Annotated in this window: 14 protein-coding genes; 5 read left to right on the forward strand and 9 right to left on the reverse strand. The window is 62.5% G+C overall.

All coding sequences use genetic code 11. The features are described from left to right. Positions 1–75: 75 nt before the first annotated feature. The 5 genes from lpdA to ACFOGH_RS04900 form a co-directional block, all read right to left on the reverse strand. Positions 76–1,470, reverse strand: a complete 1,395-nt coding sequence (lpdA, locus tag ACFOGH_RS04880) for a dihydrolipoyl dehydrogenase (protein WP_380071943.1) — start codon at positions 1,468–1,470, stop codon at positions 76–78. Between the two features lie 75 nt (positions 1,471–1,545). Continuing rightward, positions 1,546–2,133 carry a DUF924 family protein gene (locus tag ACFOGH_RS04885; protein WP_380071944.1) on the reverse strand — a complete coding sequence of 196 codons (588 nt, stop codon included), beginning with the start codon at positions 2,131–2,133 and terminating at the stop codon, positions 1,546–1,548. Positions 2,134–2,197: 64 nt separating this feature from the next. Continuing rightward, on the reverse strand, positions 2,198–3,424 hold the full coding sequence (locus ACFOGH_RS04890; RefSeq protein ID WP_380071945.1) for an MFS transporter: 1,227 nt from the start codon (positions 3,422–3,424) through the stop codon (positions 2,198–2,200). A gap of 78 nt (positions 3,425–3,502) precedes the next feature. Next, positions 3,503–4,534, reverse strand: a complete 1,032-nt coding sequence (gene queA / locus ACFOGH_RS04895; protein ID WP_380071946.1) for a tRNA preQ1(34) S-adenosylmethionine ribosyltransferase-isomerase QueA — start codon at positions 4,532–4,534, stop codon at positions 3,503–3,505. Next, positions 4,531–7,923, reverse strand: coding sequence for a YhdP family protein (locus ACFOGH_RS04900; protein WP_380071947.1), 3,393 nt, complete (start codon positions 7,921–7,923; stop codon positions 4,531–4,533). Before ACFOGH_RS04900 ends, queA begins: the two co-directional genes overlap by 4 nt. 159 nt (positions 7,924–8,082) lie before the next feature. Between ACFOGH_RS04900 and ACFOGH_RS04905 the strand changes: the two genes are divergently transcribed. The 5 genes from ACFOGH_RS04905 (at position 8,083) to ACFOGH_RS04925 (ending at position 12,843) form a co-directional block, all read left to right on the forward strand. Next, positions 8,083–8,544 carry a peroxiredoxin gene (locus ACFOGH_RS04905; protein ID WP_380071948.1) on the forward strand — a complete coding sequence of 154 codons (462 nt, stop codon included), beginning with the start codon at positions 8,083–8,085 and terminating at the stop codon, positions 8,542–8,544. Positions 8,545–8,561: 17 nt separating this feature from the next. Then, positions 8,562–9,353, forward strand: coding sequence for a ferritin-like domain-containing protein (locus tag ACFOGH_RS04910; protein ID WP_380073968.1), 792 nt, complete (start codon positions 8,562–8,564; stop codon positions 9,351–9,353). A gap of 188 nt (positions 9,354–9,541) precedes the next feature. Beyond that, positions 9,542–10,870, forward strand: coding sequence for a DUF5930 domain-containing protein (locus ACFOGH_RS04915; RefSeq protein ID WP_380071949.1), 1,329 nt, complete (start codon positions 9,542–9,544; stop codon positions 10,868–10,870). Further along, positions 10,860–11,369 carry a bactofilin family protein gene (locus ACFOGH_RS04920; RefSeq protein WP_380071950.1) on the forward strand — a complete coding sequence of 170 codons (510 nt, stop codon included), beginning with the start codon at positions 10,860–10,862 and terminating at the stop codon, positions 11,367–11,369. Before ACFOGH_RS04915 ends, ACFOGH_RS04920 begins: the two co-directional genes overlap by 11 nt. Positions 11,370–11,379: 10 nt before the next feature. After that, the gene (locus ACFOGH_RS04925) at positions 11,380–12,843 is read left to right on the forward strand and encodes an MFS transporter (protein ID WP_380071951.1); all 1,464 of its coding nucleotides are present in this window, start codon (positions 11,380–11,382) and stop codon (positions 12,841–12,843) included. Here ACFOGH_RS04925 and ACFOGH_RS04930 read toward each other — a convergent pair. The 4 genes from ACFOGH_RS04930 to ACFOGH_RS04945 form a co-directional block, all read right to left on the reverse strand. Next, entirely contained in the window at positions 12,840–13,613 is a 774-nt protein-coding gene (locus ACFOGH_RS04930) for a DUF2189 domain-containing protein (RefSeq protein ID WP_380071952.1), read from the reverse strand. The genes ACFOGH_RS04925 and ACFOGH_RS04930 overlap by 4 nt on opposite strands. 85 nt (positions 13,614–13,698) lie before the next feature. After that, positions 13,699–14,826 carry a peptide chain release factor 2 gene (gene prfB, locus ACFOGH_RS04935; protein ID WP_380071953.1) on the reverse strand — a complete coding sequence of 376 codons (1,128 nt, stop codon included), beginning with the start codon at positions 14,824–14,826 and terminating at the stop codon, positions 13,699–13,701. Between the two features lie 71 nt (positions 14,827–14,897). Then, positions 14,898–17,447 (reverse strand): penicillin-binding protein 1A, encoded by a 2,550-nt coding sequence (locus ACFOGH_RS04940; RefSeq protein ID WP_380073969.1) that lies wholly within the window; start codon positions 17,445–17,447, stop codon positions 14,898–14,900. A gap of 120 nt (positions 17,448–17,567) precedes the next feature. Beyond that, entirely contained in the window at positions 17,568–18,716 is a 1,149-nt protein-coding gene (locus ACFOGH_RS04945; RefSeq protein WP_380071954.1) for an N-acetylmuramoyl-L-alanine amidase, read from the reverse strand. Positions 18,717–18,740 lie beyond the last annotated feature (24 nt).

The raw sequence follows: 18,740 nt of genomic DNA on the forward strand, positions 1-18,740 counted from the left end.
CTTAAATATCCTCAGGGGGTGAGGACGCAGTCCGAGGGGGGCGGAAGCCCCCCTGATTTCCGCGGGAAATCGCGCTTAGATATGCAGCGCGCGCCCGTAAGCGTCCAGCACAGATTCGTGCATCATTTCCGACAGGGTCGGATGCGGGAACACGGTGTTCATCAGATCTTCTTCGGTGGTCTCAAGCCCGCGTGCCACGACATAGCCCTGGATCAGCTCGGTCACTTCGGCGCCGACCATATGGGCACCCAGCATCTCGCCGGTTTTGGCATCGAAAATGGTCTTGATGAAACCCTCGGCCTCGCCCAAGGCAATCGCCTTGCCGTTGCCGATGAAGGGGAAGCGGCCAACCTTGATGTCAAACCCCGCCTCTTTCGCGCGCGCTTCGGTGAGCCCGACGCTGGCCACTTGCGGGTGGCAGTAGGTGCAGCCGGCAATCGAGTTCGGCTTGATCGGATGCGGGTGTTTGCCCGCGATCAATTCGGCTACCATCACGCCTTCATGGCTGGCCTTGTGCGCGAGCCACGGCGCGCCTGCGATGTCGCCGATGGCAAAAAGGCCTTCGATTCCGGTGCGGCAGAATTCATCCGTCACCACATGGGTGCGGTCGATCTTGACGCCCAACGCCTCAAGCCCGAGGTTTTCGATATTGCCGATGATGCCGACGGCGGAAATCACCGTGTCAAATTCCTGCGTGCTGGTTTTGCCATCGGCCTCGAGATGCGCCACCACTTTGCCGGGGCTGCGGTCGAGTTTCTTCACCGTGGTTTTTTCAAGGATCTTCATGCCTTGCTTGACGAAGGCCTTTTTGGCGAAGGCCGAAATCTCGGCATCTTCCACCGGCAGCACGCGGTCCATCACTTCGACGACGGTGGTATCTGCGCCCAAAGTGTTGAAGAAGCTGGCGAATTCAATGCCGATAGCGCCTGATCCGATGACCAGCAGCTTTTTCGGCATCCGCTTGGGTTGCAGCGCGTGGCGATAGGTCCAGACCAGATCACCATCGGCCTCCAGCCCCGGCAACTCGCGGGCGCGGGCGCCGGTGGCGAGGATGATCGACTTGGCGGTGAGTTCTTCGGTGCCTTTGTCGGTTTTCACGCTGACGCTGCCCGGTTTCGGCAGGGTCGCTGTGCCCATGAACACGGTGACTTTGTTCTTTTTCATCAGATGGCCGATGCCGCCGGAAAGCTGTTTGGCCACCCCACGCGAGCGGGCGACGACGGCGTTCAGATCGAAATCAGCGCCTGTGACCGACAGGCCAAATTCCTTGGCCCGGTGCATCAGGTGAAACACTTCGGCCGAGCGCAGCAGCGCCTTGGTCGGGATGCAGCCCCAGTTGAGACAAATGCCGCCGAGGTTTTCCCGTTCGACAATCGCCACTTTCAGGCCCAACTGGCTGGCCCTGATGGCCGCGACATAGCCCCCCGGACCTGCGCCGATCACGATCACGTCAAAATTCAAAGCAGCCATCTTTCCCTCCCTTGAAAAAGTAGTTTGCCATTAAACTATATCCGAACCGCCAGCAACGACGGGGGCGCTGCAGGCCTATGCGCTGGCTGCATGGCTGTCTTTCAGTGCCTGAACCACGGCTGCATAGCCACCCTCGGCCAGAAAAGCGGCCTCATCCGCGGTATTCTCGCGCCCCAAGGCGGCGTTACGGTTAGGGAAGCGGCCAAAGCGGGCGATGATCTGGCGGTGCGCCTGCGCGTGCAGCGCCATTTCGGGGTCAGAGGCCATCCGCTCGGTCAGCAGGGTCACGGCCTGATCCTGATCGGCCAGATTCTCTGAATGCTCAAACGGCATGTAGAAAAATTGCCGTTCAGGCTCGGGCGCGTTCATGTCCCAGCCCTGCGCCAGCGCCTGTTTGGCGGCGGCAAGGGCCTGCGGATCAGTGGCGAAGGCTTTGGGCGTGCCGCGGTGCATGTTGCGCGAGAGTTGATCGCACAGGATCAGATAGGCCAAGGTGCCGACGGTGCCTTCGACCCAATGTTCCAGCCCGCCATCGGCTGCTGCTTGCCAGATATCGGCGAAACGGTCGCGGATGGTGGCATCCAGATCGTCACCGCCCGCATACCAGCCGTCGGGGCCGATATCGCCCAGCCAGAAATCGAGAATCTCAATCGGATCAGACATAAGCATCCCCCTTGGATTGCAGCGTGGCAGGTTCAGAGGCCCTCCGCAACCGCTTTGGGAGTGCTTAGCGGCGCGGTTCTTCTTGCAGCACGGCATCAACGGCAAGGGCCGAAGCGGTTGGGGTCAAACCTGCATAGGTGTTGGTTTGCACGGGGGCGACGCGTTTGGTCATCCGGTAGCCCGCATAGGCGGCAAGGGCTGCGAAAAAACCGCCGATGATCAGGAAATAGCCTTTCGGGCCAATCATCCCCATCAGCCAACCGGCCAGAAGCGGGCCAAAGATCGCGCCAAAGCCGTTCAGAAAGATCAGGCCAGCCGAGGCACCGGGCATATCCTCTTTGCTAAGGTAGTCGTTGGTGTGGGCGATCAGCAGCGAATAAAGTGGGTTTATGATGCCGCCGAGCAGGCCTGCCACCAACACCTCAAGCACGAAGGGCAAGGGCACGGCGGCGGCGACGGCCATCACCACGGCCCCGGCGGTGGACATCCACAGGATCAACACGCGGCGGTCGGCGCGGTCTGACAGCCATCCCACCGGATACTGCAGCACAAGGCCGCCGACATACATTGCCGCGACAAAGATGGCGATCTGCGCGATCGTCATCGCGGACATGGCACCATAAACCGAGGCCATGCCGAACATCGCAGAGAATACGCCGCCGGTCAGCAGCATCCCTGCGCAACCCAAGGGCGAGGTGCGGAACAACTGCCCAAAGCTCATCCGTTTGACGGTGGCGAAGGTCGGTGCGGGTGTGTCCGCCAGCAGGATCGGCATGAACGCCACCGACACCAGAACCGAGGGGATAATGAACAGACCAAAGCCGCTGGGATCGCCCATCGCCAGCAAGCCTTGGCTGGCGATGATGCCCAACATCTGCACGATCATATAGGCCGACAGCGCCTGACCGCGGGTTTCGTTGCTGGCGGTGTTGTTCAGCCAGCTTTCGGCGGTGACATAGACGCCGGAAAAGCAGAACCCGATCAGCACGCGCATCAGCGCCCAAGCCTGCCAATCCAGCAGCAAGGGATAAAGCACCAGCACGGCGGAAATCATCGACCCAAGCGCCGAGAACACCCGCACATGGCCGACGCGGCGGATCATTTCGGGGGCCAGACGCGAGCCGCCGAGAAAACCCAGAAAATACGCCGACATCACGACGGAAAGTTCAAAGGTGCTGAAGCCTTCCAGCGCGCCCCGGATGCCCAAGAGCGAGCCTTGCACGCCGTTGCCGACCATCAGCAGCATGACACCCAGCAGCAAGGGCCAGGATTGGGCGAGGACTTTCAGCATTCAAGGCTCCGGGTTTCGGCGGCAAGGTAGCATGGTAAGCCTTGCTGAGTGATTTATTTTTGACAGGCTGGCAAGCGGTTACGGGATCAAAAGCGAGGCATCGCCGTAAGAGAAAAACCGATAGCCCTGTTGCACGGCATGGGCATAGATCCGGTCCATCCGCGGCTTGCCCATCAGGGCGGAAACCAGCATCAGCAGGGTGGATTTCGGCAGATGGAAGTTGGTCATCAGCGCATCGGTGACGCGGAACTGGTAGCCGGGGTAAATGAAGATATCGGTCGTGCCCTCCCACGCGGCGACATGGCCGCTGGTGGCTGCCGATTCGATCAGGCGCAGGGCTGTGGTGCCAACCGGGATCACGCGGCCACATGCGGCGCGAGTGGCGTTGATCTCGGCCGCGGCCTGTGGCGTCACCTGCCCCCATTCGGCGTGCATCTTGTGGGTGGTCACATCTTCGACCTTCACGGGCAGAAAAGTGCCCGCGCCGACATGCAGGGTGACTTCGGTGAAGGTGACACCCTTGGCGACGAGTGCTGCCAGCAATTCGGCATCAAAATGCAGGCTGGCGGTGGGGGCGGCCACAGCCCCGGCGTGGCGGGCAAACACGGTTTGATAGTCGGTTGCGTCCTGCGCATCGGCGGCACGTTTGGCGGCGATATAGGGCGGCAGCGGCATGGCACCGGCTGCGTTCAGCGCCGCGTCGAAATCATCGCCCGAAAGGTTGAAGGCCAGCACCAGATCGGTTTCGGATTTGCTGGCGACAGTGGCGGATAGCTGATCGGAGAAGCGGATCACCTCGCCCAGCTGCACCTTGCGCAGGGGTTTGGCCAAGGCACGCCAACCCTGCGGCTGCGGTTCTAGCAGGGTGATTTCCACCTTGGCCACAGCCTCGCCGCGCTGGCGGGTGCCAAACAGGCGGGCGGGGATGACGCGGGTGTTGTTCAGCACCAGCCGATCACCGGGGCGGAAGATGTCGATCAGGTTAAAGACGTGCAGATCGCGGATGGTGTCGCCTTCGGCCAGCAGCAGGCGTGCCGAGGTGCGCGGGCGCGCGGGCCGCGTGGCGATCAGCGCTTCGGGCAGATCAAAGTCGAAATCCGACAGGTTCATCCGCCGTTTCCTTCCGGGTTTTTGCTGCCGATCACCGGCGGGGGGCTGCGGAAAATCTCGCGGAACATGCCCGGCGTCAAGATCGAGAGCGGGTTGACGCTGACTTGCGGATTGGCGGCGGTGCCTTTGAGTTCATAGTTAAAGCCGAACAGCCCCTCGCCGCGTCGGGTCAGCATGGCACCGATGCCGTTCAGCATGTAGATTGGCGAAATCGTGCCCTGCATGAACAATTCCGCGCTGGAGCTTTTGTAAACGCCCGCCATCGAGACCCCAAGCGAGGCGCCGATGGCCGAGCCGTAGCGCACCTGCACTGCGTTGGGGGTCAGCAGAAAGCCTGCCTCGACATCGTTGAACAAAAGCCCCTCGCCGTTCAACTGCTCAAGGATGCCCACCACCGAAATCGCGTTCAGAAGTTCGGCCAGCACATTGGTGTTGCGCACCCGCAGGGCACCCATGCGGACAAGGCCATCATAGCTGCCCGGTTCGGCTCGGGGTTGCAGGGTGACATCCAGGCTTCCGCCGCGACCCGAGGCGAAGATGCCCGCCGCTGCCATGACAGCCCCGGCATCATCAGAAAGCAGCCGCACCGCGGTGCCATTGCGGGCGGGCACGACGGTGCCTTTGACTTGGGCTTTGCCATTGATCCCGGCGATGAAGTTGCCATTCAGGCCACCGGCCAGCGAGAAATCACCACGGAATGCCGTCAGCGCGATGCTTTCCGAGACCTGCAAGCGTTCAAGCCGCAGCGACAGCGGGCTGCCACCGGATTTGCCGCTGGATTTGCGCGCCGAGGCGGGTGGCATCTTGCGCATATCGACGCTGCCGCCGGTCAGGGCCAGACCCACCGGCTTGCCCTGCCCGCGCCCCTTGATTTCCAGCGGCGCATCCAGCCAATCCCCCAGCCGGACGCGGTTGAAGGCCGCGACATCCAGCCCGCCGCCCGCCTTCATGGTGACAGAGCCTGTGGCATCAAGGCCTGCGGCCTTCAGCGCAATGCTTTCCACCAGCGGCGGCTTGCCCAAGCGCACCTCGGCCGTCAGCGTGCCCTTGGCGGTTTTGGGTTTTGACCAGCCCACCTCGGGGATGGTCAGGCCGATGCCGGCGAGGTCTGACACCAGCGACAGATGCCCCGGCTGGCCGCGCACCAGATCAATCTTGACTTGCCCGCGCCCCTGCCCCGAGACCATGCCATCGGGCAGGCCAAGGCCAAACTCGGACGCTGTGGCTTGCGACAGGGTTACAGCGCCTTCGATGCGGGCGCGGCCTCTTTGGTCAAGACCAAAGCCTTGGCGATAGGTCACGTCAAACGGCACGGCACCAATCTGGCCCGCGCCTGCGATGGTGAGGCCCTTTGTATCGGCGGAAACCGCAAGGCTGTCTGCGGCGATCTTGCGCCCTGGCACAACGGTGGCCGAGGAAAACCCCGAAACCGTGCCTGCAACCTGATAGGCCACATCCTTGAGCGCGATCTTCTTTTGCAAGGGCAGACGCAGATGGGTTTCGATCTGCGCGCGCCCCTCGCCCAAAGTCACCGGCTGATCGGCCTTTGTCATGAAGTGGAACGGTGGCTGATCCAGCAGTGACAGGGCGGCGGTGAGGCTGGATTGGGTTTTCAGCGTGATCTCGGCGATGGCGGGTTTTTGCGTCACATCAGGAATCGCAAAGACCGAGCCTGCGACATTGATCTGCCCGCCCTCGGGCGGGGTGACGGTGCCGCGCGCCAGCACCATCGTGTAGGTCTGGCCATCCACCGTGGCATAGCCGTCACCGGCCTTGATCGGCGGCAGCGTGGCCAGAAAGCGCACATCGGCATCGTTGAAGTTATAGCCCAGATGCAGGCGCGGGGCAGCACCCGGTGCGATCCGCAACGCCGCGCGCACATCGGTGAGCGAGCCGCTGAGCACATTCTTGTCGACCCAAAGCCGGGTGTTCGGCAGCAGCGTCACCGGCCAAAGGGCGACCAATCTGTCATGCTGAATCTCGTTCAGCACCAGATCGACCGATGCGCGCCAGCCCTGCTGATCGGCCCCGATCTGGCCCGAGGCAGACAACCGCCGCTCGGCTTCGGTCAGGGCGACCTGACCGATTTCCAGCGAGAACGGCCGCAGGCGCATCCGGGCATCAAGCGCACCATGGCTGAACTGGACAGGTTCCTGAAACAAGCCTTCGGGGTCGATCATCACCTGACTGAATTCCAGCTGGGTCAGGTAGGCATCCGGCACCTCACGCGCCAGCACGCCCAGAATGCGGCTGCCATCGGCGCGGGTCAGATAGCTGTGGCCAGTGGCCTTGACCCGCAGCGTCGGGCTTTGCACCGAAAGCGCGGTCAGGTCGATGCGGCCCTGTGCGGGCACAAAGCGCATCGCCATGCTGGCGCTGTCAAAGGCAATCGGGCGGGCTTCGGGGCTGGGCTGCAACGCACCTTTGCCAAAGGCGAGGCTGGCCTCCAGCGCGGCCACCCCTTCGGCGCGCAGGGTGGTGTGAATCTCGCCCGAGATCGGCGCATCGAGGACACCGGCCCACGCAAAGGGCGCAGCCAGCGCGGCGATGTCTTTGGCGGCGACGCCTTCGATCTGGGCTGAAATCCGCGCCTGATCGTCGGTTTTCTGCGACACGATGGTCAGAACGGCGCGCGCCGGGGTCGCACCGCTGATCAGAGACAGGCTGACTTCGGCTGCGACCTCTTTGGCGCGGTTTTCCAGCCGCACCCGGCCATCGCCCAGATCAAACTGCCGCCCCGAGCTTTGGTCTAGCAGGGTGAGCGTCAGCGCCTCGGCCTCGATGGTGGTGAGCGACGCGGCGGCGGGGCTGCTGAAGGCGCTGTCCACGGCATCAAACAATTCCGGCAGGTTGCGGATTGGCGGCTGCATCGGTTTGCCACCCAGCGAGAGATCGAAGTTGCCATCCCGGTCGCGGGTCATCTGCACATGTGCGCCGACCAGTTTCAGACTGCGGGCGCGAATCTGGCCATGCAGCAGCGATCCGGGATCGAGCGTCAACCGCAGATCGGGCAGCGTCAGCAGGGCCTGGCCATTGGCGCGCAGCAGGCGCAGATCGTCCAACCGCAGGCGCGGCACCCAATCTTCAACGGTGATCTCAACGCCGCCAAGGGCGAGCGCGGCCTCGGGCAAAGCTTTGGACAGGGCGGTATTGGCGCGCTGTTCAACCTCGGCCACCACCCAGACCGGCATCGGAATCGGTTTGCCGCTCAGGCCAAGGGCGGCAAAGATCAGCCCGAAGATGATCAGCAGCAGGCTGAGACGGGCGAAAAGCCCGGTGCGGTGGCGCTTGCGCGGTTTGGTGGGCGGCACAGATGACGCGCTGGCGGCAGGCGCAACATCGGCTGCGACCGGATCGGCCCCTGCCTCGTTTTGCGCGTCAGCTACCATCTATGCCCCAAGCCTTTCCACATGCCCGACGTTTGCCGCCGGTGCCGTCTGCATGATCCTGTCGCAGATTTGGCTCTGCGCGCTCAGGGCTTGCCTTTATCTTTGCCCAAAGGCAACTAGATCGCAAAGGGTTGAACTTCAAATAGCAAGGAGCCGCGCATGATTGCCGTTGGTCAAACCGCCCCCGATTTCACCCTGCCGCGCGATGGCGGTGGCACTGTCACCCTGTCAGCCTTTCGCCCCGGCAAGGTGGTGCTGTATTTCTATCCCAAAGACGACACCCCCGGCTGCACGCTGGAGGCGCAGGATTTCAACGCACGGCTGGCAGATTTTACCGCGGCGGGCTGCACCGTGATCGGGATTTCCAAGGATTCGGTGAAGGCGCATGACAAGTTCTGCAAGAAGCACGGGCTGTCGATCATTCTGGCCTCGGATGAGGCGGGCAGCACCTGCGAAGACTATGGCGTGTGGCTGGAAAAAAGCATGTATGGCAAGACCTATATGGGAATCGAGCGCACGACCGTGCTGATTGATGGCGCAGGTCAAGTGGCGCAGGTGTGGAACAAGGTCTCGGTCAAGGGCCATGCCGATGCGGTTCTGGCGGCGGTCCGCGGGCTTTGACGCTTTCGCTGGCGAAAATGGCGGTGCAGGTTTTGACCACCGCCGACGGGCGCGCGAAAACCGCGCTGTCGCACGCCCATGCCGCCAGCTGGCGTGCGGCACGGGCGGCGGGGGTGCCGTTGGCGATCGGCCACGCGAGCCCGCCGCTGCGCCCTGCCCGGCCCGTAAAGCCTGACCTTCTGGACCCGCGCGAGGTGCCGCGCCGCCGCCCCGGCTCGCCTTTGGGGCGCATCGCCTTGCTGCACGCGGTGGCGCATATCGAACTGAACGCGGTTGATCTGCACTGGGACATCATCGCGCGGTTCACCGATACGCCGATGCCGTTGGGGTTTTATGACGACTGGGTGCAGGCGGCGGATGACGAATCCAAGCATTTCAACCTGCTGTGCGATTGCCTCGAGGGGTTGGGCAGCCATTACGGCGCGATGCCCGCCCATGCCTTCATGTGGCAGGCCGCCGAAGATACCGCCAGCGATCTGCTGGGTCGGCTGGCCGTGGTGCCGATGGTGCTGGAGGCGCGGGGGCTGGATGTGACACCGGGGATGATTGCGCTGTTCACCCAAGCCAAGGAGACCGCCGCCGTTGCCGCCCTGAACACGATTTATGCCGAGGAAGTCGCCCATGTGGCCTATGGCTCGAAATGGTTCAACTGGCTGTGCGGGCGCGCGGGAGATGATCCGAAGCCCGCGTTTCACCGGCTGGTGCGGCAGTATTTCCATGGCAATCTGAAGCCGCCGTTCAACGAAGAAAAGCGCGCCGACGCCGGATTGCCGCCCGATTTCTATTGGCCCTTGGTCGAGAACACCTGAGCAATATCGGCGGAATCCCGCCGAGATGGGCAGGTTTCCGCCCCGGTTCCCAGCGTTTTGGTCAAATTTGTTGCGACCGCGCCGACCGCTGGCTAATCAGTCAGCAGCCCGGCGAATGGGTCTCTCATCCGCCCTCACCCGCCCTGTGCCCTTTGCCCTGAGCATTTACAGAACCGGAACGCGCCGCTGTGCTGACACGCCTCACCTATCGGATTCATACCACGTTGGAGCGGTATCTGCCCGAGCAACGTCTGTTTTTGAAATCTGATACCGAGACGCGCTTCATCCGCTTGCGCCCGAGCACCCAAGCCATCGCGCTGGTGTTTGGCGCTTTGGCTTTGGCCTGGACGATTCTGGCGACCGCGATCTTGTTGCTCGATTCGATTTCGGCAGGCACCTCGCGTCAGCAGGTCGCCCGCCAACAGGCGCTTTATGAACAACGCCTGAACGATCTGTCGGCTGACCGCGATCTGCGTGCGGACGAGGCTGCATCGGCTCAAGGGCGTTTCAACCTTGCACTCGCACAAGTGTCCCAGATGCAGGCGCGACTGCTGGCCTCGGAAGATCGGCGGCGCGAGCTGGAGACTGGGATCGACGTGATCCAGAACACCCTGCGCGGCGTGATCAAGGAACGCGATCAGGCACGCGAACAGGTGGCTTCGCTGTCCACCGCCCCCACCGCAGGCCGGACCGAAGCCGAGCGTCTGGCGGATGCCGATGCGACGCTGGAGATGATGACCGCCTCTTTGGGCGAAACCGCGCAGGCGCGCGACCAGATGCAGACCGAAGCCGAAAAGGCCGAGGCGCGCACCAACAAGATCGCGCAGGAGAAACAACAGCTTGAAGCCCGCAACGACGCGATCTTCGCGCAGTTGGAGCAGGCGATGAATGTCTCGGTCGAACCTTTGGACAAGATGTTCCGCGCCGCTGGCCTGTCGCCGGATGATCTGCTGTCGGCGGTGCGCAAGGGTTACAGCGGCCAAGGCGGGCCTTTGACACCGATTTCGCTGTCGACGTCGGGCATGGCGCCGTCGGCAGATGAAACCCGCGCCAACGCGATTCTGAAAAGCCTTGATAACATGAACATGTATCGCATTGCCGCCTTCAAGGCACCGTTCGGGATGCCGGTGAAAACCGCTGTGCGCTATACCTCTGGCTTTGGCGGGCGCAATGATCCGCTGGGGCGTGGCTTTCGCCGTCACGAGGGGCAGGATATGGCGGGCGATTATGGCGCGCCGATCTACAGCACCGCTGACGGGGTTGTGACCTATGCCGGTTGGGAAAACGGCTATGGTCGCCTGATCAAGGTCCAGCACGCTTTTGGCATCGAAACCCGCTATGGCCATCTTTCGCAGATCAGAGTCGAAGTTGGTCAAAGGGTATCGCGCGGCGACAGGATCGGTGATATGGGCAACTCGGGCCGGTCCACCGGCACTCACCTTCACTACGAGATCCGTATCGGCGGATCCGCGATAAATCCGATGACCTTCATAAAGGCAGCCAGCAATGTTTTCTAAGAGCCGCATCAACGAACCGGGCCCCAAAGCGGGCGAGACCGATAAGCCCAAAGCGCCGGAGGCACCTGTGACCAAACCCTCGATGGATTTTACGCCTTCTGCGCCCAAGGGCAAAGTGGCGGCTTCGGTGCTTTCCGCCGATCTGACCGTGGTGGGCAATCTGCGCACCACCGGCGATATTCAGGTCGAAGGCACGGTTGAGGGCGATATCCGCGCGCATTTGTTGACTGTGGGCGAAACCGCAACCATCCGTGGTGAGATTGTCGCAGATGATATCGTTGTAAATGGCCGCGTGATTGGCCGTGTGCGTGGCTTGAAAGTGCGCCTGACCTCGACCGCGAAGGTCGAAGGCGACATCATTCACAAGACCATTGCGATTGAATCGGGCGCGCATTTCGAAGGCTCGGTGCAGCGTCAGGATGACCCGCTGTCGACGGGCCGTGCAGCAGCCCCGGCCAGCCGCATCGTGCAGACCCCGATTTCCAGCGAAGAAGCCTGAACTTATACAGATGTCCGACATGGATGTGACAGGGCGGGCACCAGAGCAATCTCTGGTGCCCGTTGTCATTTGCGCCCCCGAACACCGCCGCGCGATGCTGTGGGCAGCGATTCTGGCGTCGTCCATGGGGTTCATCGATTCTTCGGTGACAGCCAATGCCTTGCCAGCGATGCGGGCGGCGCTGGGGGCCAGCCTGACACAGGCGCAATGGTTCAGCGGCATTTACCTGCTGGCGCTGACGGCGCTTATTCTGGTGGGCGGCGCGCTGGGGGATCGCTTTGGCACCGCGCGCGGCTTTGGGCTGGGCATCATCCTGTTCACGGTCAGCTCGCTGGGCTGTGCGCTGGCGTTCAGCCCCGAGACGATGATCGTGGCGCGCGGGTTGCAGGGTGTGGCGGCGGCGCTGATGGTGCCGGGGTCGATGGCGTTGATTGGCAAAGCGTTTCCGCGTGAAGAACGCGGGGCGGCACTTGGGCTGTGGGCTGCGGCGTCGATTGCCACCGCGTCAGCGGGGCCGATTTTGGCCGGGTTGTGCCTGATGGTGGATCCGGTTTCGGGTTGGCGCTGGATTTTCGCGCTGAACCTGCCGCTGGGGGGTGTTTCGCTGTGGTTGCTGGCGCGCTATGCCTTGCCCGATCCGGGCCGCCCCGGCGTGCCGATTGATATTGTCGGTGCGGGTCTGGCGACGGTGGGCTTTGGTCTTGTCGCCTATGGCCTGAGTGCTGAAACCGGGGAATCGCTGGAGCTGATGGCGGTTGGTTTTGCTGTTCTGGCAGGCTTTCTGCTGTGGGAGGCGCGCTGCCCTGCCCCGATGATCCGGCTGAGCATGTTCCGGGTGCGCAGGTTTTCTGCGATCAATCTTGCGACGTTCCTGTTGTATTTCGCCGTCACCGGCATCGGGTTTTATCTGCCGATGACTGCTGTGTCGGCCTGGGGGGCGGATGCGTTGGCGATGGTGGCGGCGTTTCTGCCCGGCGCGCTGATGATTGCGCTGCTGTCCACCCGGATGGGCAAGCTGGCCGACCGGCTGGGACCCGCGCGGTTTCTGGTGGTGGGGGCTGTGCTGGTGGCGCTGGCGCAGGCGGGATTGGCCGTAAGCGCGCATGAAGCGTTGTATTGGACCCGCGCTGTGCCGCTGATGTGGCTATCGGGGTTCGGCATGGCGCTGTTGGTCGCCCCCTTGACGACGGTGGTGATGACCTCGGCCAGCGATGCCGATCAGGGTGCAGCCTCGGGCATCAACAACGCGGTGGCGCGGGCGGCAAGCCTGCTTGCAGTGGCACTGATGGGGCGGATGGCGGCGGCGGGGTATGGCGCGATTGGCCCTGATACGCCGGGATTCGGTGTGATTGCCGCGACGCCTGCACATGTCGCAGCCACTGGCGTGGGCTTTGCCCATATCGCCGTGCTGGCGGCAGCGGCGTCGCTGGCCTCGGCGCTGGTGTCGGCCTGGGGATTAAGACGGGGCGCTTAGGCAGGCCAACTGACGGCGCGGCGATAGAGGTGCCAACTGGCGTGGCCCAGCACCGGCAAGGCAAGGAACAGGCCGAAGAAGCCCGGCAGCATCGCCACAAACAAGGCGGTCGCGATGAACGCCCCCCAAGCCAGCATCACCAGCGGGCTTTCCGCCACCACCGCGCAAGAAGTCAGCATGGCGGTGACGAAATCGACCTCACGTTCCAGCAGCATTGGCAGGCTGACCACCGTCAGGCAGAACAACAGCGTCGAGAACACCGCACCAATCGCCGTGCCGACGGCCAGCATCGTCAACCCCGCAGGCGTGGCGAACACGGCGAAGGAGGATGAAACATTGGTCATCACCGCATTGCCGAGAAACAGCGCGAAAATCATATGCGACAGGAAGTTCCAGAACAGAAAGAACACCACGATCACCGCCGCGATGGACGGGATTTGCCGGTCTTTCTGCCGGAAGATCACCAGCAGCGTGGCATGGCGATCCAGCGGCAGCCCGGCCTCTAGCCTGCGCGAGACATCGTAAAGGCCGCAGGCGATGAATGGCCCCAGAATCGGAAAACCTGCAGCGGCGGGCAGTGTCCACCACAACTGACCGGCCCCGGTAACGGCAAAGTAGATCAGCCAGCCACCGATCACGTAGATACAGGCGAAGAGCAGGCCATAATGTGGGGCTGCCAGAAAGTCCTGCCACCCCGCCCGCAAGGCCGCCGTCAGATCACTGACCTCGACATGCATCACCTCTGGCCGCTCTGCCTGTCGTTGTTCCATGCTTCTCCCCCCGCTTTGGGTCTGACTATGCGCGGAACTGGATCACAGAGAAGATGTATTTCCAACAAGGCATTAAGGGCGACCCTTAATCCTCGGCATTGGCCTCGGCGCGGGATTTTCCGGCCACGTCCATCGCCAGCGTTGCGGCCATGAACTTGTCGAGATCACCGTCCAGCACGCCGCCGGTGTCCGAGGTCTCGTGCCCCGTGCGCAGGTCTTTCACCATCTGATAGGGCTGCAGCACGTAAGAACGGATCTGGTTGCCCCAGCCCGCATCGCCCTTGGCGTCGTGCTGCGCGTTGATCGAGGCGTTGCGGCGGTCGAGCTCCAACTGATACAGCCGCGAGCGCAAAGCGTTCATGCAGGCCTCGCGGTTCTGGTGCTGCGATTTCATCGAGCTTGTCACCACGATATTGGTCGGCAAGTGGGTGATCCGCACCGCCGAGTCGGTGGTGTTGACGTGCTGGCCGCCCGCGCCCGATGAGCGATAGGTGTCGATGCGGATGTCGCGGTCGGGGATGTCGATCTCGATATTGTCATCGACCACCGGATAGACCCAGACCGAGGCAAAAGAGGTCTGGCGTTTGTCGGCAGAGCCATAGGGGCTGATCCGCACCAGGCGGTGCACGCCGGATTCCGATTTCAGCCAGCCATAGGCATTGAGGCCGGAAATCTTGTAGCCCGCCGATTTGATGCCGGTTTCATCGCCCGCCGATTCCGACTGCAATTCCACCTTGTAGCCCTTTTTCTCGGCCCAGCGGACATACATGCGCGCCAACATGCTGGCCCAGTCACAGGACTCTGTCCCGCCCGCGCCTGCGTTGATTTCAAGGAAGGTGTCGTTGCCGTCCGCCTCGCCGTTCAGCAAAGCCTCGAGTTCCTTGGCACCGGCCAGTTCGACCAGCCCCTTCAGCGCCTCTTCGGCCTCGGTGACGATTTCTTCATCGCCCTCGGCCTCGCCGAGTTCGATCAGATCGACATTGTCGCGCAGACCACTTTCGATCAGCTTATAGGTGGAGATCTGTTCGATCAGCCCCTGACGTTCGCGCATCAGCTTTTGCGCCTTAGCGGGGTCATTCCACAGATCGGGGGCTTCGATCATCGCGTCGAATTCTTCCAACCGATGCGCAGCCGTCTCCCAATCCATCCGTTGACCGAGCAGGCGGAGGGATTTGGTGATGGCATCGACATTGTATTGCGTCTCGGTGCGCATGAGGCGGAGTCCTTAACAGATCGGTATTTGGCGGCGGTGATAGCGCGGTCGGCTGCAAGCGGCAAGCGCCGCTAATACAGCCCGCCCGAGGATAGCGTGCCGAAATTGGCCTTCTTCGGCACGGATTTGGTCTGACCATCCGAGGTGGTCACGGTATCCGCGCCCCCCGCATCGCTTTCGCCATTGGCAAACAGCGGCAGGTTCGAGCCCATGGCAAAACCGCCGTCGATCACCTCGCCCAAGGCGAACAAAGGCTCTTCGCCTTCGCGGAAGTATTCGGCCACCACGTTCGAGCCCGAGGCATCCGGGCCCAGCAGCGCGCCGGTAAAGCGGTCGATGTTCTGGAAGTAACCACCCGGCGGCACTTTGAACGCGGTGCCACCCCGGCGCTTGACCACTTCTTTCATGAATTCCTGAAAGATCGGCACGCACAACGTGCCGCCGAACGCCCCCGGCCCGAGGGTGCGCGGCTGGTCAAAGCCCATGTAGCACCCCGCCACCGTATTCGAGGTATAGCCGATAAACCACACGTCCTTGGCATCATTGGTCGTGCCGGTCTTGCCCGCCACCGGCACCGGCAGCTTGACGCCGGTGCCCGAGCCGCGCTGGATCACGCCTTGCATCATCGAGGTCAACTGATAGGCAGTGATCGCATCCATCACGCGCTCACGGTTGCTGTCGATCTTGACGCCCTCGCCCTTAGGCAGGCGCGGCGAGTTGCAATCCTCGCAGGTGCGCTGATCGTGGCGATAGATCGTCTTGCCATAGCGGTCTTGCACGCGGTCCACCAAGGTCGGCTCTACCCGCTCGCCGCCATTGGCGAACATCGCGTAAGCTGCGACCATCTTGTAAAGCGTGGTTTCCTGCGCGCCCAGGGCATTGGCCAAGAACGGCTGCATCGGTTTGTAAACACCGAACTTTTCGGCATAGGTCGCCACCAGCGGCATGCCGATTTCCTGCGCGATTCGAATGGTCATCAGGTTACGCGACTGTTCGATCCCGGTGCGCATCGGCGTGGGGCCGTAGAATTTGTTGGTCGAGTTTTTCGGCGTCCACAGCCCTTGCGGGGTTTCCACCTCGATCGGGGCGTCAACGATGATGGTGGCGGGGGTAAAGCCGGAATCCAAAGCCGCTGCATAGACGAAGGGCTTGAAGCTGGAGCCGGGCTGCCGTGTGGCTTGCGTGGCCCGGTTGAACACCGAAGCCTGATAGCTGAACCCGCCCTGCATCGCCATGACGCGGCCCGTGTTCACGTCCATCGCCATGAAACCGCCCTGCACTTCGGGCACCTGCCGCAGAGACCAACGCACGAATTCACCCGTCTTGTCGTCGGTGATCTGCCGCACCATCACCACATCGCCCACGTCGACCAGATCGGAAGGCACACGGGCTTTCTTGCCCAGCTTGCCGCCCTCCAGCCGCTTGCGCGCCCAAGTCACGTCGGTCGCGGGAATTTCTTGGGTGCCATCCACGCCCTCGATGCCGATTTCGGCGGTCTTTTCACCCAAAGACAGCACCACAGCGACATGCCAGCCTGTCACATCGCGCGGCATATCCTTGACCTCGGACAGAGCCTTGCGCCATGCGGCCTCATCCCCCAACACTTCAGTTGGCAGGGTCTTGCCCGTGCCGCGCCATACGCCTTGATTGCGGTCGTATTTCTCGAGGCCCCGGCGCAGCGCGGTGGCGGCGATTTCTTGCAGTTCGGGGTCGGCGGTGGCGCGGATCGACAGACCACCGCCGAAGAATTCTTCCTCGCCAAAGGTGCCCGACAGTTGCCGGCGGATTTCATCGGTAAAGTAATCGCGCGGGGGCAAAGCCTCGCGGAACGCCGGATAATCGCCGTTCTGCACCGATTTCAAAGGCTCATTGCGGGCCTCTTCATAGGTGGGCTTGTCGATGTAGCCGTTCTGTAACATCTCGTTCAGCACATAATTGCGCCGCGCGGTCAGCCGTTCTTTCTGCGTCACCGGGTTATAGTCGCTGGGCGCTTTTGGCATCGAGGCCAGTGTCGCGGCCTCGGCGGGCGACAGTTGATCCAGCGATTTGTTGAAGTAAGTCTGGGCGGCAGCGGCTACACCATAGCTGTTCTGGCCAAGGAAAATCTCGTTCAGATAAAGCTCAAGGATTTTATCCTTCGAAAGGGTCTGCTCCAGCCGGGATGCCAGAATCAATTCCTTGACCTTGCGTTCCACCGAGCGCGAGCCATCCAGCAAGAAATTCTTCATCACCTGCTGGGTGATGGTGGAGGCCCCGCGCGCATTGCGGCCGCCCGATTTGATCGCATCCCAGGCCGCCGAGATCATGCCCTGCACGTCATAGCCCTTGTGGGTGTAGAAATGCTTGTCCTCGGCCGAGATGAAGGCATCGCGCACCAGCACCGGAATATCTTCGATCGGCACGAAAAGCCGACGTTCCTTGGCAAATTCGTCAACGATCTTGCCCTCTCCAGAGTAAATCCGGCTGATCGTCGGGGGGGAGTATTGCGCAAGGCTGTCATGGCTCGGCAGGTCAGCCGAATACATCCAGAACACTGCGCCCAAGGTCAGCGCCCCGAACAACAGACCAAGCGTGATCGTCGTGAAAATGCCCCCGAAGAAAGAGCCGATAAACCTGAGCACGCTTGTCATTCCCGCAATCGCGACAGGCACCCTGCCCGCGCACGCGCGCTTATACACGCGGGTGGGCGGAAAGGTCAAAACACTCCGCTGCGATTTTTGATCACGGGCGAAGTGCCGCCGTCACTTCAAGGGAAGCGCCTGCAAGCCCGCATCCTGCTTGGCCCAGGCCTTGAGGCCAGAGACCACCGCCGCCGCCATCGTTTCACGCCATTTCGGATCATTCAGCCGCTTCAGATCGCGTTCCGATGACAAGAACCCCAGTTCCAGCAGGATCGAGGGGATATCCGCCGATTTCAGCACCGAGAAACTCGCCTGCTGGCGCGGATGGCGGTGCATCTTCACGCCTTGCGCCTTGATCGCGGTCTCAAGCGCCATGCCCAGACGCTCGGTGCGCGGGCTGGTATCGGTGCGCGCCATATCCATTAGCACTTCGGCGACCAGATCATCCTGCTGGCTCAGATCGACCCCGGCCAACAGATCATCGCGGTCGTGGCGTTCCGCCAATGCCGCCGAGGCCTCGTCACTGGCATCTGCCGCCAGCGAATAGATCGTCGCCCCCACCGCATCGCCTTCGGCAATCGCATCGGCATGCAGCGACAGGAAAACGCTGGCCCCAGCCTGATGCGCAATCGAAATTCGGGTCTCTAACGGAACGAATACATCCTCGTCGCGCGTCATCACCACGTCAAAGCCGCCATCGCGCAGCAGCGCCTCTTTCAACTCGCGGGCAAATTTCAGCACCAAGGTCTTTTCGTTCTGCCCGTCGCGCTCCGCCCCCGGATCAATGCCGCCATGGCCGGGGTCCAGCACCACCACCAGCTTGCCGGGTTTCTTCGGTGCGGGCTGCAACACCGCCGCCTGCGGCAGGGTCCATTCCGCAGGCTCGGGCAAAGCTGCAAGGGCGGCAAACGCAGCTTCGGTGATGGGTTCCAGCCGCAGATGCACGCCGACCGCGCCCTTGGTGCGCATCTCGGCAGATGTGACCTGCATGGGGGCGGCCAATTCCAGCACCAGCCGCGACCAACCGGGGCGGAACACACCCGCCCGCATCGCGACAACCGCATCGCTGGCCTGTGGCATATCGGCAAGGCCCGTCCAATCTACCTCGCGGAAATCGACCACCAATCGCGCGGGATCATCCAGCACCCGCACGCGCCACGGCACTGCCTGCGACAGGCCAAGATCAATTTGCACGCCCGATCCCGCATCCACGATCTCGGACACTCCCGGCTGAAACTTCGCCAGCCCAGAGAGTTGCTGCGCCTGCATTGGCAAGGCAAGCGCACATATCCA

The sequence above is a fragment of the Cypionkella sinensis genome (assembly GCF_042646385.1).
Lineage (GTDB): Bacteria > Pseudomonadota > Alphaproteobacteria > Rhodobacterales > Rhodobacteraceae > Cypionkella > Cypionkella sinensis.

Bases quoted from the DNA above. Each gene is read 5' to 3' on its own strand.
- lpdA (WP_380071943.1), bottom strand. From the start codon at position 1,470: ATGGCTGCTTTGAATTTTGACGTGATCGTGATCGGCGCAGGTCCGGGG.
- ACFOGH_RS04885 (WP_380071944.1), bottom strand. From the start codon at position 2,133: ATGTCTGATCCGATTGAGATTCTCGATTTCTGGCTGGGCGATATCGGC.
- ACFOGH_RS04890 (WP_380071945.1), bottom strand. From the start codon at position 3,424: ATGCTGAAAGTCCTCGCCCAATCCTGGCCCTTGCTGCTGGGTGTCATG.
- queA (WP_380071946.1), bottom strand. From the start codon at position 4,534: ATGAACCTGTCGGATTTCGACTTTGATCTGCCCGAAGCGCTGATCGCC.
- ACFOGH_RS04900 (WP_380071947.1), bottom strand. From the start codon at position 7,923: ATGGTAGCTGACGCGCAAAACGAGGCAGGGGCCGATCCGGTCGCAGCC.
- ACFOGH_RS04905 (WP_380071948.1), top strand. From the start codon at position 8,083: ATGATTGCCGTTGGTCAAACCGCCCCCGATTTCACCCTGCCGCGCGAT.
- ACFOGH_RS04910 (WP_380073968.1), top strand. From the start codon at position 8,562: ATGGCGGTGCAGGTTTTGACCACCGCCGACGGGCGCGCGAAAACCGCG.
- ACFOGH_RS04920 (WP_380071950.1), top strand. From the start codon at position 10,860: ATGTTTTCTAAGAGCCGCATCAACGAACCGGGCCCCAAAGCGGGCGAG.
- ACFOGH_RS04925 (WP_380071951.1), top strand. From the start codon at position 11,380: ATGTCCGACATGGATGTGACAGGGCGGGCACCAGAGCAATCTCTGGTG.
- ACFOGH_RS04930 (WP_380071952.1), bottom strand. From the start codon at position 13,613: ATGGAACAACGACAGGCAGAGCGGCCAGAGGTGATGCATGTCGAGGTC.
- prfB (WP_380071953.1), bottom strand. From the start codon at position 14,826: ATGCGCACCGAGACGCAATACAATGTCGATGCCATCACCAAATCCCTC.
- ACFOGH_RS04945 (WP_380071954.1), bottom strand. From the start codon at position 18,716: ATGCAGGCGCAGCAACTCTCTGGGCTGGCGAAGTTTCAGCCGGGAGTG.